Raw genomic sequence first — 20959 nt, 5'->3', positions numbered from 1 at the left:
CGGACGGCTGAGTGAGCGGTCCGGCCGGATTTCAACGCTTTCGGAGTGGCGTTGATCACCGCCGGGAGGTGGCGATGATCACTGCCCGGTGCGGCGGCCGGCGGTGCTCCGGAGCGGTGCCCGCCGGCGCTCCCGCGCGGTGGCCGTCAGCGCTCCGGCGCCGCGTCGAGCAGGGCCGCGGCCGTGAAGAGCTCCACACCGGTCTCGATGCACCGCTCGTCGACGTCGAAGTCGCCGGCGTGGAGGTCGCGGACCCGGGTGTCGCCGGGGGTACGGACGCCGAGGCGGGCCATGGCGCCGGGGACGTGCTCCAGGTACCAGGAGAAGTCCTCGCCGCCGAGGCTCTGCTCGGTGTCCTCGATCGCGTGCGGTCCGCGGCGGGCCGCCATGGCCTCGTGGAGCAGTTCGGCGATCGCCGGGGCGTTGACGACCGGGGGGACGCCGCGGACGTAGGTGACGGTCGACTTGGCCCGGTGCAGGGTCGCGACCTCGTCGATCGCCGCGTGGACCAGGTCGGGCGCGTCCCGCCAGGTCGGCAGGTCGAGGCAGCGGACGGTGCCGGAGAGCTCGGCGTGCTGCGGGATGACGTTCGGGGCGTGGCCGGACTCGATGCGGCCCCAGGTGACCGAGAGGCCCGAGCGGGCGTCGACGCGGCGGGCGAGGACGGCGGGGACGTCGGTGGCGACCCGGGCGGCGGCGGTGACCAGGTCGGTGGTGAGGTGCGGGCGGGCGGTGTGGCCGCCGGGGCCGTCGAGGGTGACCTCCAGGCGGTCGCAGGCGGAGGTGATGGGGCCGACCCGGAGCCCGATCTTCCCGGCGTCGACCCGGGGGTCGCAGTGGACCGCGATGATCCGGCCGACGCCGTCCAGGACCCCGGCCTCGACGAGGTCGGCGGCACCGCCGGGCAGGACCTCCTCGGCGGGCTGGAAGATCAGCCGTACGGCGTTCGGCAGGAGGCCGTGGCGGTCGAGCTCGGCGAGGACGAGTCCGGCGCCGAGGACGGTGGTGGTGTGGACGTCGTGCCCACAGGCGTGGGCGCGATTGGCCACGGTGGAGCGGTACGCGACGGTCTTCACGTCGGGGATGGGCAGCGCGTCGATGTCGGCGCGGATCGCCAGCATGCCCCGGCCCGATTCCCGGCCGCCGATGTCACAGAGGAGCCCCGTGCCGCCCGGGAGGACCTTCGGCGCGAGGCCGGCCGCCTCCAGGCGGGCCTTGAGCGCGGCGGTCGTACGGAACTCCTGGTTCCCGAGCTCGGGGTGCATGTGCAAGTCCCTGCGGAAGGCGACGAGTTCGGCGCGCAGGGAGTCGGACAGCGTTCCGGGCAGGGTGACGGAGCCTGGCTCACGGGACTTCAACTGGTTCACCCTTTGAAGGGTAGGCCCGTGGAAGGGTCAACTGCCCGTTGATCACGAGAATTTCAGCCCCTTAGGGGAAAGATTCTCGGTTTGGCAGGCATGAAGCTCACTCCTTGTGGGTACGCTCAGCCGAATTCCAGCCGGTCGGTCGGATGGGCCGCGCGGGCGGTGAGCCGGTCGACCTCGTGCGCCGCGGTGCCCGTGATCCCGGACAGGAAGCCCTGGGCACGCGGTGAGGCCGTGGCCCGCAGCCACTCGGGCGCTATGTCGATGACGGCGACCTTCACCCCCGTGCCGGCGAGGGCCAGTGGCAGGGTGTGCACGACCGTGGACGGAAAGCTGACGACCGTACGCCCGATGGGGCCGCGCCGGGCGATCAGCTCCAGGGGCAGCTCGGGCCGGACCACCTGGAGGCCCGTCTCGACCGCTATCCGGTGCAGCTTCTCGGCGCTCTCCCTGCGGTGCGCGAAGTAGCGGGTGGCGCCGTGGGCGCGGGCGAGTTCGCTCACCACGCGCGCGTAGTGGTCGGCGTCGACGACGCCCGTCTCGACCAGAGAGGTGCCGACCAGGTCCGCGCCGCCCGTGAGCAGCGGCGGGCCGAAGGTGTCCCGGGTCCAGGCGTACGTGTTCTCGGTGACCGTGACGCCCGGCGGGGCCTCCACGGGCAGCGAGGTGAAGATCTCGACGGTGCGGCCCCGGGAGGGGGCGAGCTTGCGCCGGGCGAGCGTGGTCACCGGGGCGAGGACCAGCTCGCGCGGGCCCAGGTTGCCCTTGCGGTGCCAGCGGACCAGGCGCTCGCCGCGGCCGAGCTGGGCGGCGAACTCCATGGTCGCGGTGCCGTCGTCGACGACCGTCAGGTGCCGGGGGGCGAAGAGGGTCAGGAGGAGCTGGACGTACCGGGAGAACGGGTCCCCGATGATCACCCGCTCCGCCGAGCGCAGCGGCCGGGCGAGCTCCCGCAGGGTGCGGACGAGCGCGCCCCGGCCGCCGCGGGCCTCCTGCCAGTGCACGGTGAGGCCCTGGTCGCGGGCCAGCTGGGCCATACGGCGCAGCTGGCCCCGCGACATGGGGTCGGTCGGCGAGAGGACGACGACCGTGAGGGGCGGGGTGGCGTCCGCCTCCGTGGCGGACACACCGGGTGTCCGCGTGTGCGCCCACTCCAGGACGTTCAGAAGCTGGACCGGGCTCTCGACGAACGCCAGCTGCCCGGTCATGCGGCGACGGTGTCCTGGACCCGGCGGAGCTTCTTCATCGGGCCGAGCTCCGACTCGTACACCTTCTTGATGCCGTCGCCGAGCGCGGTCTCGATGGTGCGGATGTCGCGGACGAGGCGCTGGAGGCCCTGCGGCTCGACGGAGGCGGCCTGGTCGGAGCCCCACATGGCGCGGTCGAGGGTGATGTGGCGCTCGACGAACGTGGCGCCGAGGGCGACGGCGGCCAGGGTGGTCTGGAGGCCGGTCTCGTGGCCGGAGTAGCCGATCGGGACGTTCGGGTACTCCTCCTGGAGCGTCTGGATGACGCGCAGGTTGAGCTCCTCGGCCTTGGCCGGGTACGTCGAGGTGGCGTGGCAGAGCAGGATGTTGTCGCTGCCCAGGACCTCGACGGCGTGGCGGATCTGCTTCGGCGTCGACATGCCGGTGGAGAGGATGACCGTGCGGCCGGTGGCGCGCAGCTCGCGGAGGAGCTCGTCGTCCGTGAGGGAGGCGGAGGCGACCTTGTGGGCGGGGACGTCGAACTTCTCCAGGAAGGCGACGGCCTCGGTGTCCCACGGGGAGGCGAACCAGTCGATGCCGCGCTTCTTGCAGTGCTCGTCGATGGCGCGGTACTCGTCCTCGCCGAACTCCACGCGGTGGCGGTAGTCGATGTAGGTCATCCGGCCCCAGGGGGTGTCGCGCTCGATGTCCCACTGGTCGCGCGGGGTGCAGATCTCCGGGGTGCGCTTCTGGAACTTGACGGCGTCGCAGCCGGCCTCGGCGGCGATGTCGATGAGCGCGAAGGCGTTGTCGAGCTCGCCGTTGTGGTTGATGCCGATCTCGCCGGTGATGTACACGGGCTGGCCGGGGCCGGCGGTCTTGGTGCCGAGGGTGCGCAGACGGGTGTTCACGGTGCTGTTCCTTACGGGTTGGGGGTGTTCAGCTCGGGTCCGAGGAGCCAGGCGGCGATCTCCCGGATCGCTCCGGAGCCGCCCGGGGTGACGGTGACCGCGCGGGCGGCGGCCCGTACGGAGTCGTGGGCGCTGCTCACCGCGACGGGCCAGCCGACGAGGTGGAAGCAGGGCAGGTCGTTGACGTCGTTGCCGGCGTAGAGGACGCGCTGCGGGTCGATGCCCTCGGCCTCGCACCACTCCTTGAGGGCGCGGTCCTTGCGGTCGATGCCGTGCAGGACGGGGATCTTGAGCTTGCGGGCGCGGGCGGCGACGACGGCGTTCTGTTCGGTGGAGAGGATGAGGACGGGCAGTCCGGCGCGGCGCAGGGCCGCGATGCCGAGGCCGTCGCCGCGGTGCGCGGAGACGAATTCGCGGCCCTCGGCGTCGAGGTGGACGCGGTCGTCGGTCTGGGTGCCGTCGAAGTCGAGGACGACGGCGTCGACGTCGGCGAAGCCGGGCGTGACGGGCTCGTCGAGGAGCGGCGCGAGGGCCTTGGCGCGGGCGAGGTCGTGCGGGTCGTCGATCTCCAGGACCCGGGCGGGGTCGGTGACGACGAGCGCGGTGCGGCCGAAGAAGCGGTGCCCGTGGGTGCGGAAGCCGGCCGCGTCCATCGCGTAGACGGCGCCGGTCTCCAGGTACTCGGGCTCCCGGTCCTGGCGGCGCGGGCGGTACGCCTTGTCGTGGTTGACGCCCTCGGCGCCCGTCTCGGTCTCGCGCCAGAGGAAGCCGTGGGTCGGGGCGGCCGTGAAGGCGGTGTCGGCGGCGCCCGAGGTGATCCGCCCGGCGGTCTCGGCGACCTCGGCGGAGGTCAGGAAGGGGCTGGTGCACTGGACGAGGAGGACGACGTCGGCCGGGCGGCCGTGGGTGGCCTCGAAGGCGTCCATGGCGTGCAGGACCGCGGCCTCGCTGCTGGCCGTGTCGCCCGCGATCTCGGCGGGCCGCCGGACGGCCTCGGCCCCGGCGGAGCGGGCCGCCGCCGCGATGGCCTCGTCGTCGGTGGACACGACGACGTGCGTGACGTGGCGGGCCCCGAGGCAGGCGCGGACGGCCCGGGAGACGAGCGGGACGCCGGCCACGGGGGCGAGGTTCTTGGCGGGCACGCCCTTGGAGCCTCCCCGTGCGGGGATGACGGCGAGCACGATCGGGGACGACATCAGAGTTCTCCCAGGCGGCGGATGACGGGGGCGACGCGCTGGACGCCGTGGCGGTACGCGCCCCGCGCGGCCTCCCGGACGACCCGGCGCATCCCGCTCTCGCGGGGCTCGGGCGCGGTGACGTCCAGGCGGTGGCGGGCGAGGATCCCGGGCAGGTAGCCGGGGGCCGTCTCCGCGGTGTAGTAGGGGCTGATCGGGGGCAGCGCGGGGAGCGCGAGGAGCTCGGCGACCCGGTCGCGGGCGGCGTCGAAGGCCTCCCCGTACGAACCGTCGGAGGCGACGCCCTGCCGGGCGAGCCAGGTCTCGTCGGGCTCCGGCGCGTCCCCCTTGTCGAGCCGGTCGAAGGAGGTCAGCAGGCCGGAGCCGACGAAGTGGTGGTTGCCGAGCGCCTCGCGGACCCCGAGGTCGGTGAGGATCGCGGTGGGGATCCGGCGGTGGAGCGCTTCGAGGGCGGCCGTGGAGGAGACGGTGACGAGGAGGTCGGTGCGGTCGAGGACCTCGCCCATGTGCCCGTACACGAGGCGGAAGTTGGCCGGCGGGTCGAGCTCGCGGACCAGCTTCTGGAAGGGGTACTCCTCCAGGTGCGTGGTGTGTTCGCCCGGCTTGGAGCGGAGCTTGAGGAGCACCTCGCGGCCCGGGTGGAGGCGGGCGTGCTCGATCAACCGCCGCAATACGTAGGTCCGTTCGGCCCGGGTCGCGGGAACGGAGGGCTGGGCGGCGAAGACCAGGGTGTCGCGGCCGGCCTCGGGGGCGTGCGGGGCGCCGCCGAGGAAGGGCAGCGCGGCCTCGACGACCGAGTCGGCTCCGGCGCCCACGCCCTCGTAGACGGCGCGGAAACGCTCGGCGTCGTGGCGGGAGTTGGCGAGGACCACGTCGGCACCGTGGCGCAGCAGGAGGCCGTCGGTCAGCTTCTCGTACACGACGCCGACGTAGCCGGTGACGACGACGGGGCGCCGTTCGAGCGCCAGGTCGGCGAGACCCTGGAGGACGGCGCGGACGGTGCCGCCGACCAGGGCGAGCACGAGGACGTCGTATCCCTCGCCGCGCGCCTCCGCGTCCCGTACCGCGCGCAGGAACTCCGCGCCCGTCACCTCGCGCGGGGCGACCCGGGACACCCCGGTCTCGGCGAGCTGGCGTGCGGTGGGCGTGGCCCGTCCGCGCAGGACGAAACCGGTGGGTTCGGCGGTCGCCGTGGTGATGCGGCGCGCGGTGAGGGCGCCCCATTTCCACCGGGTGTCGGAGTCGGCGAGTACGGCGATCCGTACTGCTCCTCTGGTACTTGCTGGCACGTCGAGGACGCTAGAAGGGCATTCCCCTTTCCGGCCCAACTGAGCCACAACAAACGGTGAACAGAGCCTCTCCGCCCGTTGAAGCGGGTCGTTTACCGGACAGGGGGAGGCCGATTCCCCCCGTAGGGAAAGGCGGTTAATCGGCCCGCCGCTTGGTGTTCACCGAAAGGCTGCCCGGCGGTCGGTGGGAATGCCGGGGACGGCGCCTAGCGTCGGCCGCGTGGTCAAGCTCTCCGTCGTCGTGCCGTTCTTCAACGTGCAGACATACGCCCCCGACACCCTCACGAGCCTGCGGGCCAACGCCCGCGAGGACTTCGAGTTCCTCCTTGTCGACGACTGCTCGTCGGACGGGACCCCGGAGATCCTCGAACGGGCCGCGCGCGAGATCCCGGGCGCCGTCCTGATCCGGCACGAGCGCAACGAGGGCCTCGCCACGGCCCGGAACACCGGCCTCGACGCGGCCCGCGGCGAGTACATCGCCTTCCTCGACGGGGACGACTGGCTCGCCCCCGGCTACTACGAGCGCCTCGTCGCCGCCGCCGAGGAGCTGCGCTGCGACTTCCTGCGCACCGACCACGTCACGGTCACCGGCCGCAACCGCGCGGTGCGCCGGGTGCCCGTCCCCCGGCGCGGCGAGGTGCTGCGCCCGCGGGACGCGATCCTGCCGTCGCACCGGACGACCTCGGTCGACTACCCGTACGCCTGGGCCGGGATCTACCACCGGCGGCTCCTGGACCGGGGCCTGCTGCACTTCCCGCACGGCCTCCGCACGGCCGAGGACCGCCCCTGGATCTGGAAACTCCACCGCGAGGCGGAATCGTTCGCCGCGATCGGGGAACTCGGCGTGTTCTACCGGCGCGGAGTGGCCACTTCGCTCACTCAGATCGGCGACGTCCGGCAATTGGATTTCATCCGCGCCTTCGACCAGGTGATCGAGGAAACGGCGAAGGACGAGGACGCCGCTCTCCTCCTTCCGAAGGCCGTCCGCACGTATTGCGCGGTGATTTCCCATCACATCGGTTCGATCGAGCGGTTCGAGCCCGAGGTGGCGCGCCGGTTGAAGGCGATGAGCGCGGGCGCGCTGCGGCGGATGCCGCAGGAGGTCCTCGACGAGGCCCTGGCCGCGATGGGCGGGGACCGTGCGACGCTGCTGCGCCGGCTGCGCAGGCGCCGCCCCGCTCCCCCGCCGGCGGAACCCGTCCGTTCCGGCTCCGCCGACTCCCCGGAGGTGGCCGCGTGAGCGCCCGCCGGACCACCCAGATCTTCTGCGCCTCCACCCTCTACGGCGCCGTGACGCTCGCCGCCGCGATCGACAGCGGCTGCTTCGGCCCGGCCGACCGCCGGATCCTCCTCGTCACCAACAACGCGGCCGTGCCGGAGACGACGCCCGCCCTGGACGAGGCCGAGGGCTTCGCGCGGGTGCGCGGCCGCTTCGACTCCGTCCTGTCCTGGAACGAGACGATCTCCCCGCTCCACCCGGGCGGCTGGACGCCCCGCGCGAGCGATCTGCCCATGCTCCAGCGCCATCTGCGCAAGCTCTGGGACCTCGGCGACGACCGGGTCGAACTCGCCCTGGAATCGATCCAGGTGACGCCCGCGCTCGCCATCGCCCAGCTGCTTCCCGAGGCGCCGGTCACGGTGTACGCGGACGGTCTGATGAGCTACGGGCCCACCCGCAACAAGATCGACCCGCTGATCGGCGGGCGCGTGGGCCGGCTGCTCCACCTGGACCTCGTCCCCGGCCTGACGCCGCTGCTGCTCGCCGAGTTCGGCGCGGTGCCGGAGCCGGTGCCGACGGAGGCGTTCACGAAGGTCGTCGAGGAGCTGGCGGCGCCGGCTCCGGCCCCCGGTTCGGAGGAGGGCCCCGCGCTGCTCCTCGGCCAGTACCTGGCCGCGCTGAACCTGCTGACGGCCGCCGAGGAGGAGGAGCTGCACCTGCGGATGGTCCGGGGCGCGATCGCCCGCGGCCACCGGCGGCTGGTCTTCAAGCCGCACCCGATGGCCCCGGACGCCTGGTCGCGGTCCCTCGTGGAGGTGGCGGAGGAGCTCGGCGCCGCGCTGACCGTGGAGGACCGGCCGGTCCTCGCCGAGGTGCTCTTCCGCGAGCTGCGGCCGGCGCTCGTCGTCGGCTGCTTCTCGACGGCGCTGCTCACGGCGTCGACCTTCTACGGGCTGCCGGTCGCCCGGGTCGGCACGCGCGCCCTCCTGGAGCGGCTCACCCCGTTCCAGAACAGCAACCGGATCCCGCTCACGGTCGTCGACGCCGTCGTCCCGCCGCTGGAGCCCGGGGCGGAGGGCGACGCCGGCGAGGTCGGTACGGAGGAGCTGAACGACCTGGTCGCGGCGGTCGGCTTCGCGATGCAGCCGAAGATACGCCCGGAGCTGCGGGAGCCGGCGGTACGGCACCTCTCGGGCCCGCTCGCCGAGCGCACCCGGCACCACTTCACCCGGCGCCGCCTCACCGTCCTGGACCTGCCGGGCGGCCTGCCGATCCCCCGCCACCCGAGGGTCCGCCGGCTCGCGCGCCGCGCGCTGCGGCTCCGCAAGGCCCTGAAGAAGTAGGAGACCCCGCCGAGAGACCCACCGAAACGGCGGGCCCGGGAACCCGTGCGGGGGTCCCGGGCCCGCAGCGCCCTCGGGGGATCAGGCGCGGACGATCGGCTCCTGGATCTCGGTGACCCAGCCGGCCGGGTCCTCCGGGCCCTCCAGGTACAGCTCACGGGCGAAGCCGCCCGACGTGTAGCCGTTGGTGTCGATCCAGGCGGCCAGGTTCTGCACGGTCGGCAGGATCTCGTCCATCGAACCGCGGTGGACGATGGTGGCCGCCTCCTCGATGCCGGGCAGGACGTGCACCTCGACGCCCTCCACGACCGTGCCCTCGGGCACGGTCGTCGCCGCGTGCACGAGGACCGAGCCGTCCCCCCTGCCCGCGTCCTCGTAGTACGCGATGGCCGGGCCGAAGCCGGTGACGCCCGCCCGCTCCAGGCGGCCGCACAGCTCCTCGTACAGCGGCCCGATGACCGGCGTGATGTCCTCCGGTCCGTAGCTCGCGGCGACCCCGCTCAGCTCGGCGACCCTGACGGCGGGAACCTTCTTGACGACGACGTCCTGCGTGGACATGCGTCCCTCGCTCTCGATGGCGTGGAGCCTCGCACCGACCTGGGCGAGCCGGGCCCGCGCCGCCTCCAGCGCCGCTTCCAGCTCGGCCTGACGCAGCCGCAGCATCCCCCGCAGCTCCTCCGCGCCGATCTCGTCCCGAAGGATCGCCCCCACCTGTTCCAGGGTGAAGCCGAGGTCCTTGAGCGCGATGACACGGTTGAGCGGCGCGAGCTGGTCCGCCGTGTAGAAGCGGTAGCCGCTGTACGGGTCGACGTGGGCCGGGCGCAGCAGTCCGATGGCGTCGTAATGGCGCAGCATCCGGACCGACACCCGCCCGTGCCGGGCGAAGTCTCCGATGGCAAACATGACGCCCCCTACGGAACGGCCTCACACGGTGTGAGGGTCAAACACCGGCCAGGGAGAGCTTCACGGCGAAGCCGAGGAAGAGGGCGCCGGCGGCGGTGGTGGCGCCGGCGGAGAGCCGCTTGCGGCGCCGGAAGGCCGCGGCGAGCCGCGTCCCGCCGAATATGAGGGTCGTGAGGTAGAGGAAGCTGCCGAGCTGGAGCAGGGTGCCGAGGACCAGGAAGGAGAGCGCCGGATAGGCGTAGGACGGGTCCACGAACTGCACGAAGAAGGAGATCAGGAAGAGGATCGCCTTCGGGTTGAACAGGCTGATGATCAGCGCCCGGCGGTACGGGTGCTCGGACGGCCCGGCGTCCGGCTCGGCGGCGGACTCGGTGACGGGCTCGTGCCGGGTGCGCCACATCGCCAGGGCGGCGCGCAGCATCCCGTACGCCATCCAGGCCAGGTACCCCGCGCCCGCGTACTTCACGATCATGAAGAGCAGCGGGGTGGTCTGGAGCAGCGAGGCCGCGCCGAGCGCGGCCAGCGTCATGAGGACCGTGTCGCCGGTGAACACCCCGGCGGCGGCCTTGTATCCGGTCCGGGTGCCCTTGCGGGCGGCGACGGACAGCACGTACAGCGAGTTCGGCCCCGGGAGGAGGATGATGAGGACGAGCCCGGCGAGATAGGTCGGCAGATCGGTGACACCCAGCATGAAGCGGAGTGTCGCACACCGGTACGACAGTCCGCTTTAGGTTTCAACAGCTGGAATCGGTCAGAACGCGTCGGTCGGGACGTACGTGCCCCAGACGGCGCGCAGGGCGCCGCAGACCTCGCCGACGGTGGCGCGGGCCTTGAGGGCCTCCTTCATCGGGTGGAGGACGTTGTCCGTGCCCTCGGCGGCCTTCTTCAGCGCGGCGAGGGCCGCCTCCACGGCGGGCCGGTCGCGTTCGGCGCGGAGCCGGGCGAGGCGTTCGGCCTGCTGGGCCTCGATGGCGGGGTCGACGCGGAGCGGCTCGTAGGGCTCCTCGACGTCGACCGTGTAGCGGTTGACGCCGACGACGACCCGCTCGCCGCTGTCGGTCTCCTTCGCGATCCGGTACGCGGATCGCTCGATCTCGTCCTTCTGGAAGCCGCGCTCGATCGCGGCGACCGCGCCGCCCATCTCCTCGACCCGGCCCATCAGCTCCAGGGCGGCGGCCTCGACGTCGTCCGTCATCTTCTCGACGACGTAGGAGCCGGCGAAGGGGTCGACGGTGGCGGTGACGTCCGTCTCGTACGCCAGGACCTGCTGGGTGCGCAGGGCGAGGCGGGCGGACTTGTCCGTCGGCAGGGCGATGGCCTCGTCGAAGGAGTTGGTGTGCAGCGACTGCGTGCCGCCGAGGACGGCCGCGAGGCCCTGGACGGCGACCCGGACGAGGTTGACCTCGGGCTGCTGGGCGGTGAGCTGCACGCCGGCGGTCTGGGTGTGGAAGCGGAGCATCAGCGACTTGGGGTTCTCCGCGCCGAACTCCTCCTTCATCACCCGCGCCCAGATCCGGCGGGCCGCCCGGAACTTCGCGACCTCCTCCAGGATCGTCGTGCGGGCCACGAAGAAGAAGGACAGGCGGGGCGCGAAGTCGTCGACGTCCATGCCGGCGGCGACGGCCGTGCGGACGTACTCGATGCCGTCGGCCAGGGTGAACGCGATCTCCTGCGCGGGCGAGGCACCGGCCTCGGCCATGTGGTAGCCGGAGATCGAGATGGTGTTCCACTTCGGGATCTCGGTCCGGCAGTACTTGAAGACGTCCGCGATCAGCCGCAGCGAGGGCTTCGGCGGGAAGATGTACGTGCCCCGCGCGATGTACTCCTTGAGCACGTCGTTCTGGATCGTGCCGGTCAGCCGGTCAGCCGGGACGCCCTGCTCCTCGCCGACGAGCTGGTAGAGGAGCAGCAGGAGCGCGCCGGGCGCGTTGATCGTCATCGACGTGGAGACCTTGTCGAGGGGGATCCCGTCGAACAGGACCCGCATGTCGTCGATCGAGTCGATGGCGACACCGACCTTGCCGACCTCGCCGTGCGCGATCGGGGCGTCGGAGTCGTGCCCCATCTGGGTCGGCAGGTCGAAGGCGACCGACAGGCCCATGGTGCCGTTGGCGATGAGCTGCTTGTAGCGGGCGTTGGACTCGACGGCGGTGCCGAAACCGGCGTACTGCCGCATGGTCCAGGGCCGCCCGGTGTACATCGAGGGGTACACACCGCGCGTGAAGGGGTACGCGCCCGGCTCGCCCAGCTTCTCGGCGGGATCCCAGCCGTCCAGGACGTCCGGCCCGTACACCGGCTCGATGGGCAGCCCCGACTCCGACTCGCGCGCCATGTGGTGTGCCTCCCTGTAGACCTGTCGCCAGAGACCTGTCGCTGAGAACAGGATGCGCAGTCCGTGCCTCAGGTGCGCAACCGCACGCGCGCGGGAAGCATCCCTACGTACACACGACATACTTCGGGGGAAATCATGAAGCGGCATTCGTCCGTGATACGCAGAGTGGTCCTGGCCGCGGCGGCGGTGGCACTCGCCGCCGGCTGCACGCCGGACGCGTCCGGCACCGGTCCGGGTACGGGCACGGCTCCCGCGCCGAGTTCGGCCGCGCCCAGCGCCACGCCCACCACGGACGCCAAGCCGCCGTCGCCGTCCTCCACCGCCCCCTCCGCCACGCCCTCCTCGGAGAAGCCCGCGTCGAAGCCCCTCATGGGCGACGGGGACGAGAACGAGCAGGTCCGCGAGCTCCAGGCGCGGCTGCGGCAGCTGGACTTCTTCGACCGGGCCCCCACCGGTTTCTACGGGACGATGACGGCGGGCGCGGTGAAGAAGTTCCAGGCGCGGCGGGGGCTGCCGGAGACGGGTTCCGTCGACGGGACGACCTGGCAGACGCTGCTCTCCGCGACCCGGAAGCCGACCGCCGACGAGCTGAAGCCGTCGACGACGAACAAGCTGGACACCCCGGACCCGCGGTGCATGACCGGCCGGGTGCTGTGCATCAGCAAGGAGAGCCGGACGCTGGCCTGGATGATCGACGGCAAGGTCGTCTCGTCGATGGACGTCCGCTTCGGCTCGGAGAACACGCCGACCCGCGAGGGCCTCTTCAAGGTCGAGTGGAAGGCGCGGGAGTGGACGTCGACGATCTACCACACGCCCATGCCGTACGCGATGTTCTTCAGCCGCGGCCAGGCCGTGCACTACTCGGCGGACTTCGCGGCCCGCGGCTACGCGGGTGCCTCCCACGGCTGCGTCAACGTCCGGGACCGGTCCAAGCTCTCCGCGCTCTTCGACCAGGTGAAGGTCGGCGACAAGGTCGTCGTCCACTGGTAGCGGTGAGGGGGCCTCGACGGGAGGAAGAAGGGGCGCGGGTGGGACCGGGGGAACGTGTCCCACCCGCGCCGGGTGCGCGGAGCCGTAGGTACGGGGGGAACCCCGGCTCTCTGCGCGGCCGATGACCAGTCGGCATTTCTTACTGCGCCGACGGGCCGAGAAGTGTTACACCCCGAACGGGAGGCGTGCCTCGGCGGTGATTCCGGCGGGCAGCGCGAGGGTGACTCCGGCCGGGGAGCCGGGCTCGGGGGTGCTGCTCGCGGCCCGGTTCCCGGCGTCGCCGTCCTGGTCGCCGCTTCCGGGGACGCCGTTGGACGTGCCGTTCGAGGTGCCGTTGGACGTGCTGTTCGAGCCGCCCTTGTGGCCGCCGTCGGAGGTGTCCCCGGAGTCGTCCTTGCCGCCGCCCTTGCCGCCGGCCGAGGAACCGTCCTGGCCGTCCTCCGTGCGCGTGCCGGTGTCGCCGGAGAGGATCCGGTCGCAGTAGCCGCGCAGGGTCTCGCCGTTGCGCAGGGTGCCCGTGAGCTGCTGCCGGCCGGCGGCGTCGAGCCGGCCGGTCCGGTAGGCCCGGCAGGCCTCGAGGGCCTTCTCGCGGGTGTTCGGCACGCCGGTGCCGGCCGTGTCGCCCCGGCCGTCGGAGCTCCTGCCCGGCTTCGGGGTGCCCGGACCCGTGGTGATCGTGCCGCGCCCGTCCGGGGTGCGCGGGGTCGGGGCGGTGGACCAGGAGTCGGCCGAGGGGGACGAGCCGGGCGTGGGCTCGCCGCCGCCCCGCCTCGTCGGGGACGCCTCGGGGTCCTGGCGTATGCCGGGCCCCTCGGAGACCTGCGGGTCCGTCGTCCGTTCCGCCGTGACGGAGCCGGCGGGCGCCGGGCCGATCAGCGGCAGCACCCCCGTACCCGCCGCGACGGCGACGCCGCCGACCGTGACGGCGGCGACCGCGGCGGCCAGTCCGTACCGCACGGAGCGTCCCCAGCGGCGCGCCGGGGCGGTGACGGGCGCGAGCCGCACCCGGCCCGGTGCGGCGGCGCCGGTACGGCCGGTGGGCCCGGACGCGGCGGCTGCGGACGCGGACGTCGCCGCGGACGCGACGGCAGCAGTGGCGGCGGCGGCGCGCTCGGCGTTGGCCGTGCGGAAGGCGGCGAGCGCCGCGGCCTCGCCGGGCAGTTCCGTGCGGGCGGACGGCGGGACGGCCGTGCCGAGGGCCTCGGCGAGGCGCTCCGCCTGGACGCGCGCGCGGTCGTCGACGGCCTCGATCGGTTCGCCGCGGAGCAGCCGCTCCGCGGCCTCCTGATCGAGCCACTGGTACCGCTCGTCGGCCATCACATGTCCTTCTGCGTACGCGGACGTGATTGCGTCACACCGCCGGGGGCCGCGGACCCCTGCACGCGACCGCGTTGCGGAGGGACTCCGTCCAGCGGGACGACGGCCGCGCCGACGCCGTCCGGCCCGCCCTGTCCGCCGTCGACCCCGAGGAGCTCGGCGAGCTTCTTGAGGCCCCGGTGCGCGGCGGTGCGCACGGCGCCCGGGCGTTTGCCGAGGGTGTCGGCGGCGCTCTTGGCGTCGAGGCCGACGACGACGCGCAGGACGACGGCCTCGGCCTGGTCCTGCGGGAGCTGGGCGATCAGATGCATGGTGTCGCCGGTGGCGAGGGCCTCCAGGGCTTCGCCGGCCGTGTCGGAGTCGGCGGGCTTGTCGGCGAGTTCGGTCTCGTCGCCGCCCATGGCGGGGCGGCGGCCGCGCATCCGGATGTGGTCGAGGGCGCGGTTGCGGGCGATCCTGGCCGCCCAGCCGCGGAACCGGTCCGCGTCGCCGTCGAAGCGGTCGAGGTCGCGGGCTATCTGGAGCCAGGCCTCGGAGGCGACGTCCTCGGCGTCCCCGTCGCCGACCAGCGTGCGTATGTAGCCGAGCAACCGGGGATGCACGGCGCGGTACACAGCACGGAAGGCGTCTTCGTCCCCGTCCTGAGCAGCGAGCACCGCGGCCGTCAGCTCCGCGTCGTCCCCCAGCACTCCCCAAACCCTGTTCGTCGGTGACGTGGTCGCGCCCCGCGTCATCGCGGCTGGTCACGACCGCCACGCAGCCTCGCGCACCTGCACGCTACGTGGTGTCGCCGCATCGCGTCCACGCGGTCCGGGGTCTTTGTACAACTTGCAACCTCCGAGTGGCCGGAAGGGTGTCCGAGAAGGCGCGCGGGAGGGTGTGACAGAAACCGCACCACTGGCGCTGTTAGGAGTACGGAGTCGTGCTGCGGCTCCGCGGACGACGACCGGGGCCTCTCCTGTGGGGGGTGGCGGCCCCGGTCGTCTCCCATTTCCCCCTCTTCGCGCCCCTCTCGCGCCTCGCCCTTCTCACTCTTTCTCGCGACCTCTCGTCCGCCGGGGAGAAGTACGTCCTTCGAGTGTCAACCGACCGTTGACAGTGGAGGACTGTCAACCTACGGTTGCCTCATGACGAATCCAGTCGGTCTGAATGTCCCTGTCCGTCTCGACGAACTCATCGAAGCCATCAAGAAGGTCCACCCGGACTCCCTGGAGCAGCTCTCCAGCGCGGTCATCGCGGCGGACCACCTCGGCGACGTCGCCGACCACCTCATCGGCCACTTCGTGGACCAGGCCCGGCGCTCCGGCGCCTCCTGGACCGACATCGGACGCAGCATGGGGGTCACCCGCCAGGCGGCCCAGAAGCGCTTCGTCCCCAAGGATCCGGACGCGGAGAAGACGGACCCGAACGCCGGGTTCAACCGCTTCACCCCCCGCGCCCGGAACGTGGTGGTGGCCTCGCAGAACGAGGCCACCATCGCCCGGAACGACGAGATCCTCCCCGCCCACCTGGCCCTCGGCCTCCTCGCCGAGCCCGAGGGACTCGCCGCGCACTGGATCACCTCGCGGGGCGTCACCCTCGACCAGGTCCGCGAGGCGGTCACGGCCACCCTGCCGCCGGCCGCCGACGAAGTGCCCGCGCTCATCCCGTACGACGCGGCCGCGAAGAAGGTCCTGGAGCTGACGTTCCGCGAGGCCCTGCGCCTCGGCCACAACTACGTCGGCACCGAGCACATCCTGCTCGCCCTCCTGGAGCACGAGGACGGCCAGGGCGTACTGAGCGGGCTCGGCCTGGACAAGGCCACGGCGGAGCGGGAGATCGCCGAGACGATCGCCTCGGTCGCGATCCAGGCGCCCGAGTCGGAGTAGGTCGGGGCTCCGGGTTCGGAGTGGATCCAGGATCCAGAATCCGAATTCGGAGTGGATCCAGGATCCCGGATCCGGTTTCCGAGTGGAACCAGGATCCAGGATCCGGATTCCGAGTGGATCCAAGATCCAGAATCCGGATTCCGAGTGGATCCAAGATCCAGAATCCGGATTCCGAGTGGATCCAGGATTCTGGATCCAGGATCCGGAGCAGCGGCCCTCAAGCGGTGCGGGCCCGGGGCACTGGCGCGGTCAGGCGGTGCGGGCCCGGCGGGAGACGACCGCGCGCAGGACCCGGCCGCCCTCGACGGAGAGTTCACGCGCCCGGCGCAGTCCGGTCGGGCCGTGGGCGGCCGTTTCGAGGACGGCCTGTTGGCGGCGGAGTTCTCCGGCGAGCAGCGGGCCCGCGCCGTCCGCGTTCCCGGCGCGGCAGCGCTCGACGAGACCGTCGGGCGCTTCGGCCGCGTCGTACCGCCCGTGCAGGGCGAGCGCGGCGACGGAGCAGTCGGTGGCCCAGGCGCGCAGGGCCTCGGCGGTCCAGGCCTCCGGGGCCTGCGCGAGCATCCGGCGTACGGCCTCGGCGTCCTCCGTGCCGTCGACGTCGAGTTCGACGCGGGCCTTGGCGACGGCCTCGCCCCAGGCGTTCCCGTCGCCGCGCGCGACGGCGGCCCACACGGGGCGCAGGGCGTCGGCCCGGTCGGGGGCGAGCAGCGGCAGACAGCGGTCCAGGCAGGCGAGTCCGGCCGCGGCCAGCCCTCGCTCGTCGGCACCGCCGATCAGTTCCAGCAGGCTCCGGCCGTTCACCGACGTCATCGACGCCTCCTCGCCACCCGATGCGGACGCAGTACTTCCCCTACTGCGCCGAGGGGCGTTTTTTCGTCACTGCGCGGCCGGAATCATGCCAGTGGCCTTGGCGTGCTGCATAGAGGTCAGACGGCGGACGACGAGGATCGCGAGGACGGCGGCGACGAGGTTGACGGCGTAGCCCGCGAGGGACCAGGCGGCGGCGTCGTCGTAGGCCTCCGGCGTATCGGCCCCCTTGTACAGCAGCGTGCCGACCCTGTCCACGACCCAGTCGGCGATCCAGAACACCCACCAGACGTTCAGGAGCGTCAGCTCCCGGGCGCCGTCGGCGGCGTACGGCTGCCGGCGGCTGGCCCGCCAGATGTCGACGGCGATCACCCGCGGGATCCAGATGTTGCCGATCGGGACGAACCAGCCGCCGATGGCCCAGCCGGGCTTCCGGCCCTGCAGGTCACCGGCCCACACCTCGGCGTTCTGCCGCAGTCGGTGGAACCAGATGATGAAGACGACGACGGTCGCCACGAACAGCGTGAAGGACATGCCGTACGCCACGTTCAGGTCGACCGAGCCGAACACGGCCGGATCGAAGGTGTAGGGCATCGCGTCGGCCATCAGCCAGCGGGCCTCGACCAGACCGAGCAGGACGTCGAAGAAGATGTTTCCGGCCAGCAGGGCCACGACGGCTCTCGCGAGGCCGTTCGGGTTCTTGAGCGTGAGCAATGGGTTCCCCCCAGGAACGTGCGGCGGCCGCTCGGCCGCCGCCGGGGGAACGTACGTGATCCGGACCGATCGCGTCCACGGCGGAAGTCAGGTCACCTTCGCCGCGAGCGCCTTGAACTGTTCCCAGGTCAGCGCCGGTTTCGCCGGGTCCCAGAGCTTCTGCGCGAGGGCGGTGAGGGGGAGGCGGATGCCGTCCGCCACCTGGGCCTGGGTCTGGGCCCTCGGGAAGTCGCCCCAGACGGCGAAGCGGGCGCCGAGGATCTGGGAGTCGTACCGCGCCGGCACGGGGGTGGTGCCGCGGACGACGAGCGGGGTCCACTCCTCGTAGATCCGGCGGCCGGTGGGGTAGGTGAACTGGTTGGGCTGGCCGAGGACGTAGTAGAGGTACAGGTCGTTGAGGTTGACCAGCTCGCGGCCCGCGCTCAGGTACGAGACGGGCTGCCGGGCGCCGATCTCCTTGCCCGTCCAGTACTCGACCTGGATGTCCTTGGCGGCGGTCGTCACCCCGCCCGTGAAGAAGCCGTCGTTCCACGCCTTGGGGGTCTTGCCGGCGGCCTGGACGACGGCCGCGCGGTCGTTGAGCCAGCCGGTGGCGAGGTCCTGGACCCGGCCGGAGGGCCCGTACTTCGCGACCGCGGCCCGCGCGAGGCCCGGGTAGCTCGCCTCGGGGTTCTTCGACATGAGGGCGACGTATTCGTCGGCGCCGACGTGGAAGTACGCCCCCGGGAAGAGCCGGGCGTACTCGCGCAGCAGGTCGTCGACGATCCGGGCCGCGGCCGGGTTCGCGATGTCCACGGCCCCGCGCGGGGTCCGGCCGCTCGCGCTGACGAGCTGGAGGTCCGGGTGGGCGGCGATGACGGCGCCGAGGTGTCCCGGGGAGTCGATCTCGGGGACGACGGTGACGTGGCGGCTCGCCGCGAGGGCGAGGATCCGGCCGACCTCGGCCTTGGTGAGGTGCTGGGCGGAGACGACCTCGGGGTGGCTCTCGGACTCGATCCGGAAGCCCTGGTCGTCGGAGAAGTGCAGGGCGAGCTGGTTGAGCTTGAGGTCGCCCATCTCGCGGATGCGGTCCTCGATCCAGTCGGCGGTGAAGGGCTTGCGGGCGATGTCGAGGTTGAGTCCGCGCTGCGGCTTCGCGGGCCGGTCGGTGACGGTCCCCTCGGGCATGGCGCCGGTGGCCCGGACCGACTGCTTGAGGGTGCGGGTGCCGTAGAAGACCCCGGCCTCGTCGGGTCCGGCGATCCGGACGCGGCCGTCGCCGACCGTCAGGGTGTACGACTCGGGGGCGCCCGTCCCGCCCAGGGCCAGTTCGACGTCCCCGGGTCCGGCCGCGGCGGCGCCGCGGTACGGGATGCCGAGCTCCCCGGCGAGCAGCCGCCCCTCGTCGGCGAGGCCCTCGCTGTGCGCGGCGAGGACGACCCCGCCGGTGGGCGCGGGCTTCCAGCCGGGGCCGCGGGCGGCCTCGTGGGCGCGGACGGAGGGGACGGTGCGCGGCGCGCTGGAGAGGGGGTAGCTCTTCGTCGGGGTCGGGGTCGGCTTCGGGCTGGGCGGCGGGGTGCTCGTCGGCCTGGCGCTCGTGGGCGCGCCCGTGGAGGAGGGGCCGGCCGGGCCCGACGGGGAGCCGCCGGAGCAGGCCGCCACGGTGGTCAGGGCCACCGCGGTCGCCAGGGCGTACCGCAGGGAGCGTCGGGGGGAGTGCCGAAGGGAGTACCGCATCATCCGGAATCCTCCCGTACGGGTGACGGTCCGGCCAATCGGGGGAAACGGAGGCCGGTGGTCCATCAAGTGTTCCGAAACTCTCCCTTCCGGGTGAAATTCGTGCATCCGTCGGACACTTCCCTCATCCCGTCGATAACGTTGAGTCACGCCCACCCCACCCGTCCCGGAGTACCGGAGCCCACGCTGAGCAGCGACACCCACGCCCCCTGCCGGAACCCGGGCTCCACGGACACGCCTGCCATACCTGCCCAGCAGGGCGCCGCCCGGCACCTCTCCGGCCTCGTCCGCTTCAACGCCGCCCCGCCCGGGGACGCCGAGGCGTTCCTGCTGGACTGCTGCGCGAGCGGCCGCTGGGCCGAACGGGTGAGCGCGCACCGCCCGTACCCGACGCTCGACGCGCTGCTCGCCGCCGCCGACGAGGCCTCCTACGACCTGTCGCGGGCCGAACTGGACGAGGCGCTCGCCGCCGAGTCCGCCACCACCCCGCACCCCGACGCCCCGCCGGCGGCCCTCACCGCCCTGCGCGCCGCCCACGCCGCGTACGAGAGCCGCTTCGGGCACGCCTTCGTGATCAGCCTGGACGGAGTCCGGCAGAACGAGCGGCTCGACCGGTTACTGGCCGGTATCCGGTCACGTCTCGGCAACGAACCGGAGGAGGAACGAGTCGTGGCCGCCGACGAACTGCGTCGGCTCGCCCGCGCCCGGCTCGCCTTCGGCCTCACCGCGGCGTAAATTCGTCCGGAATACGGCGTTTCGTTCCCGCTCGATAGCCCGTCCGTGCCTGTTTGATCACACTGACGGACCCCGCGCGAGCGAACCGACGAGTCGTCGCTACGATGACCGGGGCCGGTGGACCGTACCCGGCCGGGCCAGACCGACAGAGAAGCCGGCCGGCCCTGATCCCCGCTCCCGGAGGGTTTTTCCGTGCCGGCTGGAACGCTGTACCGCGGCCGGGAAGGAATGTGGTCCTGGGTGGCTCATCGAGTCACCGGCGTCCTCATCTTCTTCTTCCTGTTCGTACACGTGCTGGACACCGCTCTCGTCCGCGTCTCCCCCGAGGCGTACGACGAGGTCGTCGCGACCTACAAGACGCCGATCGTCGCTCTTCTCGAGTACGGCCTGGTCGCCGCCATCCTCTTCCACGCGCTGAACGGCCTCCGGGTCATCGCCGTGGACTTCTGGTCCAAGGGCCCGCGCTACCAGAAGCAGATGCTCTGGACCGTCGTGGGCGTCTGGGTCGTGCTGATGGCGGGTGCCGTCTACCCCGTCCTCAACCACGCCGCACGTGAACTGTTCGGGAGCTGACGCCACTCATGTCTGCTGACACCTCCACCGCGATCGGCCCCGTCGAGGGCGGCGCGCACTACGACGTGGACAACCCCGCGCCGTACATCGAGGCCCCCCGCAAGCGCACGGGCAAGACCCCGCGCGCGACCCGCGGCAACTTCGAGATGGCCGCGTGGCTCTTCATGCGCCTCTCGGGCGTGGTCCTCGTCGTCCTGGTCATCGGCCACCTCATCATCCAGCTCGTGCTGGACGGCGGCGTCTCCAAGGTCGGCTTCGCCTTCGTGGCCGGCCGCTGGGCGTCCCCGTTCTGGCAGGTCTGGGACCTGCTGATGCTCTGGCTCGCCATGCTGCACGGCGCCAACGGTCTCCGTACGGTCATCAACGACTACGCGGAGCGGGCCAACACGCGCCTGTGGCTCAAGGGCCTGCTGTACACCGCCACGGTGTTCACCATCCTTCTGGGCACGCTGGTGATCTTCACCTTCGACCCGAACATCCGCTAGGCACGGGGCT

The 20959-nt window shown here is 72.5% G+C and carries 20 protein-coding genes; 7 read left to right on the top strand and 13 right to left on the bottom strand.

The features are described from left to right. Positions 1-146 precede the first annotated feature (146 nt). From ACFYUS_RS01280 to ACFYUS_RS01260, 5 genes are all read right to left on the bottom strand, one after another. Complete coding sequence (locus ACFYUS_RS01280; protein WP_388844327.1) at positions 147-1367, bottom strand: amidohydrolase; 1221 nt, start codon at positions 1365-1367, stop codon at positions 147-149. Positions 1368-1483: 116 nt separating this feature from the next. Further along, positions 1484-2572 (bottom strand): hypothetical protein, encoded by a 1089-nt coding sequence (locus ACFYUS_RS01275; protein WP_388844325.1) that lies wholly within the window; start codon positions 2570-2572, stop codon positions 1484-1486. Further along, the gene (locus tag ACFYUS_RS01270) at positions 2569-3462 is read right to left on the bottom strand and encodes an N-acetylneuraminate synthase family protein (protein WP_388844324.1); all 894 of its coding nucleotides are present in this window, start codon (positions 3460-3462) and stop codon (positions 2569-2571) included. Before ACFYUS_RS01270 ends, ACFYUS_RS01275 begins: the two co-directional genes overlap by 4 nt. 11 nt (positions 3463-3473) lie before the next feature. Further along, positions 3474-4658, bottom strand: coding sequence for a cytidylyltransferase domain-containing protein (locus ACFYUS_RS01265; RefSeq protein ID WP_388844322.1), 1185 nt, complete (start codon positions 4656-4658; stop codon positions 3474-3476). After that, positions 4658-5947 carry a DUF6716 putative glycosyltransferase gene (locus ACFYUS_RS01260; RefSeq protein ID WP_388844320.1) on the bottom strand — a complete coding sequence of 430 codons (1290 nt, stop codon included), beginning with the start codon at positions 5945-5947 and terminating at the stop codon, positions 4658-4660. The genes ACFYUS_RS01265 and ACFYUS_RS01260 overlap by 1 nt, the downstream gene beginning before the upstream one ends. Positions 5948-6167: 220 nt before the next feature. Between ACFYUS_RS01260 and ACFYUS_RS01255 the strand changes: the two genes are divergently transcribed. Continuing rightward, complete coding sequence (locus ACFYUS_RS01255; protein ID WP_388844318.1) at positions 6168-7187, top strand: glycosyltransferase family 2 protein; 1020 nt, start codon at positions 6168-6170, stop codon at positions 7185-7187. Then, positions 7184-8509 carry a polysialyltransferase family glycosyltransferase gene (locus tag ACFYUS_RS01250; RefSeq protein WP_388844317.1) on the top strand — a complete coding sequence of 442 codons (1326 nt, stop codon included), beginning with the start codon at positions 7184-7186 and terminating at the stop codon, positions 8507-8509. The genes ACFYUS_RS01255 and ACFYUS_RS01250 overlap by 4 nt, the downstream gene beginning before the upstream one ends. Positions 8510-8590: 81 nt before the next feature. On the opposite strand, the gene ACFYUS_RS01245 is transcribed toward ACFYUS_RS01250, so the two are convergent. The 3 genes from ACFYUS_RS01245 to ACFYUS_RS01235 are packed head-to-tail and all read right to left on the bottom strand — an operon-like array spanning position 8591 to position 11744. Then, positions 8591-9412: a MerR family transcriptional regulator gene (locus ACFYUS_RS01245; protein ID WP_388844315.1), complete on the bottom strand. Its 822-nt coding sequence runs from the start codon at positions 9410-9412 to the stop codon at positions 8591-8593. Between the two features lie 37 nt (positions 9413-9449). Beyond that, positions 9450-10103, bottom strand: a complete 654-nt coding sequence (gene leuE, locus ACFYUS_RS01240; RefSeq protein WP_388844313.1) for a leucine efflux protein LeuE — start codon at positions 10101-10103, stop codon at positions 9450-9452. Positions 10104-10163: 60 nt separating this feature from the next. Continuing rightward, positions 10164-11744 (bottom strand): methylmalonyl-CoA mutase, encoded by a 1581-nt coding sequence (locus ACFYUS_RS01235; protein WP_388844311.1) that lies wholly within the window; start codon positions 11742-11744, stop codon positions 10164-10166. Positions 11745-11897: 153 nt separating this feature from the next. On the opposite strand from ACFYUS_RS01235, the gene ACFYUS_RS01230 reads away from it, so the two are divergent. Continuing rightward, positions 11898-12734, top strand: a complete 837-nt coding sequence (locus tag ACFYUS_RS01230; protein ID WP_388844310.1) for a L,D-transpeptidase family protein — start codon at positions 11898-11900, stop codon at positions 12732-12734. A 165-nt stretch (positions 12735-12899) separates the two neighbouring features. On the opposite strand, the gene ACFYUS_RS01225 is transcribed toward ACFYUS_RS01230, so the two are convergent. Then, positions 12900-14051: a hypothetical protein gene (locus ACFYUS_RS01225; protein WP_388844308.1), complete on the bottom strand. Its 1152-nt coding sequence runs from the start codon at positions 14049-14051 to the stop codon at positions 12900-12902. Next, on the bottom strand, positions 14051-14740 hold the full coding sequence (locus tag ACFYUS_RS01220) for an RNA polymerase sigma factor (protein ID WP_388844307.1): 690 nt from the start codon (positions 14738-14740) through the stop codon (positions 14051-14053). Before ACFYUS_RS01220 ends, ACFYUS_RS01225 begins: the two co-directional genes overlap by 1 nt. Before the next feature lie 438 nt (positions 14741-15178). On the opposite strand from ACFYUS_RS01220, the gene ACFYUS_RS01215 reads away from it, so the two are divergent. Beyond that, the gene (locus ACFYUS_RS01215; RefSeq protein ID WP_388844305.1) at positions 15179-15919 is read left to right on the top strand and encodes a Clp protease N-terminal domain-containing protein; all 741 of its coding nucleotides are present in this window, start codon (positions 15179-15181) and stop codon (positions 15917-15919) included. Positions 15920-16168: 249 nt separating this feature from the next. On the opposite strand, the gene ACFYUS_RS01210 is transcribed toward ACFYUS_RS01215, so the two are convergent. The 3 genes from ACFYUS_RS01210 to ACFYUS_RS01200 form a co-directional block, all read right to left on the bottom strand. Next, positions 16169-16729 carry a hypothetical protein gene (locus ACFYUS_RS01210; RefSeq protein WP_388844303.1) on the bottom strand — a complete coding sequence of 187 codons (561 nt, stop codon included), beginning with the start codon at positions 16727-16729 and terminating at the stop codon, positions 16169-16171. 66 nt (positions 16730-16795) lie between these two features. Beyond that, a complete protein-coding gene (locus ACFYUS_RS01205; protein WP_388844301.1) occupies positions 16796-17440 on the bottom strand; it encodes a DUF4328 domain-containing protein in 645 nt (214 codons plus the stop codon). Between the two features lie 87 nt (positions 17441-17527). Next, entirely contained in the window at positions 17528-19159 is a 1632-nt protein-coding gene (locus ACFYUS_RS01200) for a glycoside hydrolase family 20 protein (RefSeq protein ID WP_388844299.1), read from the bottom strand. A gap of 138 nt (positions 19160-19297) precedes the next feature. Between ACFYUS_RS01200 and ACFYUS_RS01195 the strand changes: the two genes are divergently transcribed. The 3 genes from ACFYUS_RS01195 to ACFYUS_RS01185 all read left to right on the top strand — a co-directional run bounded on the left by ACFYUS_RS01195 (position 19298) and on the right by ACFYUS_RS01185 (position 20949). Continuing rightward, positions 19298-19891: a 2-oxo-4-hydroxy-4-carboxy-5-ureidoimidazoline decarboxylase gene (locus ACFYUS_RS01195; protein ID WP_388844297.1), complete on the top strand. Its 594-nt coding sequence runs from the start codon at positions 19298-19300 to the stop codon at positions 19889-19891. A 192-nt stretch (positions 19892-20083) separates the two neighbouring features. After that, positions 20084-20464: a succinate dehydrogenase, cytochrome b556 subunit gene (gene sdhC / locus ACFYUS_RS01190; RefSeq protein ID WP_041130883.1), complete on the top strand. Its 381-nt coding sequence runs from the start codon at positions 20084-20086 to the stop codon at positions 20462-20464. An 8-nt stretch (positions 20465-20472) separates the two neighbouring features. Beyond that, positions 20473-20949 (top strand): succinate dehydrogenase hydrophobic membrane anchor subunit, encoded by a 477-nt coding sequence (locus ACFYUS_RS01185; protein ID WP_388844295.1) that lies wholly within the window; start codon positions 20473-20475, stop codon positions 20947-20949. Positions 20950-20959 lie beyond the last annotated feature (10 nt).

This window comes from Streptomyces sp. NPDC004284 (genome assembly GCF_042874035.1).
In the GTDB taxonomy this organism is placed as follows: domain Bacteria; phylum Actinomycetota; class Actinomycetes; order Streptomycetales; family Streptomycetaceae; genus Streptomyces.
Note: the sequence above shows the minus strand (reverse complement) of the source record. Positions and strands in the feature narration are given on the sequence as shown.

Coding starts and splice junctions, on each gene's coding strand:
- ACFYUS_RS01265 (WP_388844322.1), bottom strand. CDS start 4,658: ATGTCGTCCCCGATCGTGCTCGCCGTCATCCCCGCACGGGGAGGCTCC.
- ACFYUS_RS01225 (WP_388844308.1), bottom strand. CDS start 14,051: ATGGCCGACGAGCGGTACCAGTGGCTCGATCAGGAGGCCGCGGAGCGG.
- ACFYUS_RS01245 (WP_388844315.1), bottom strand. CDS start 9,412: ATGTTTGCCATCGGAGACTTCGCCCGGCACGGGCGGGTGTCGGTCCGG.
- ACFYUS_RS01185 (WP_388844295.1), top strand. CDS start 20,473: ATGTCTGCTGACACCTCCACCGCGATCGGCCCCGTCGAGGGCGGCGCG.
- ACFYUS_RS01210 (WP_388844303.1), bottom strand. CDS start 16,729: ATGACGTCGGTGAACGGCCGGAGCCTGCTGGAACTGATCGGCGGTGCC.
- ACFYUS_RS01275 (WP_388844325.1), bottom strand. CDS start 2,572: ATGACCGGGCAGCTGGCGTTCGTCGAGAGCCCGGTCCAGCTTCTGAAC.
- leuE (WP_388844313.1), bottom strand. CDS start 10,103: ATGCTGGGTGTCACCGATCTGCCGACCTATCTCGCCGGGCTCGTCCTC.
- ACFYUS_RS01200 (WP_388844299.1), bottom strand. CDS start 19,159: ATGATGCGGTACTCCCTTCGGCACTCCCCCCGACGCTCCCTGCGGTAC.
- ACFYUS_RS01235 (WP_388844311.1), bottom strand. CDS start 11,744: ATGGCGCGCGAGTCGGAGTCGGGGCTGCCCATCGAGCCGGTGTACGGG.
- ACFYUS_RS01215 (WP_388844305.1), top strand. CDS start 15,179: ATGACGAATCCAGTCGGTCTGAATGTCCCTGTCCGTCTCGACGAACTC.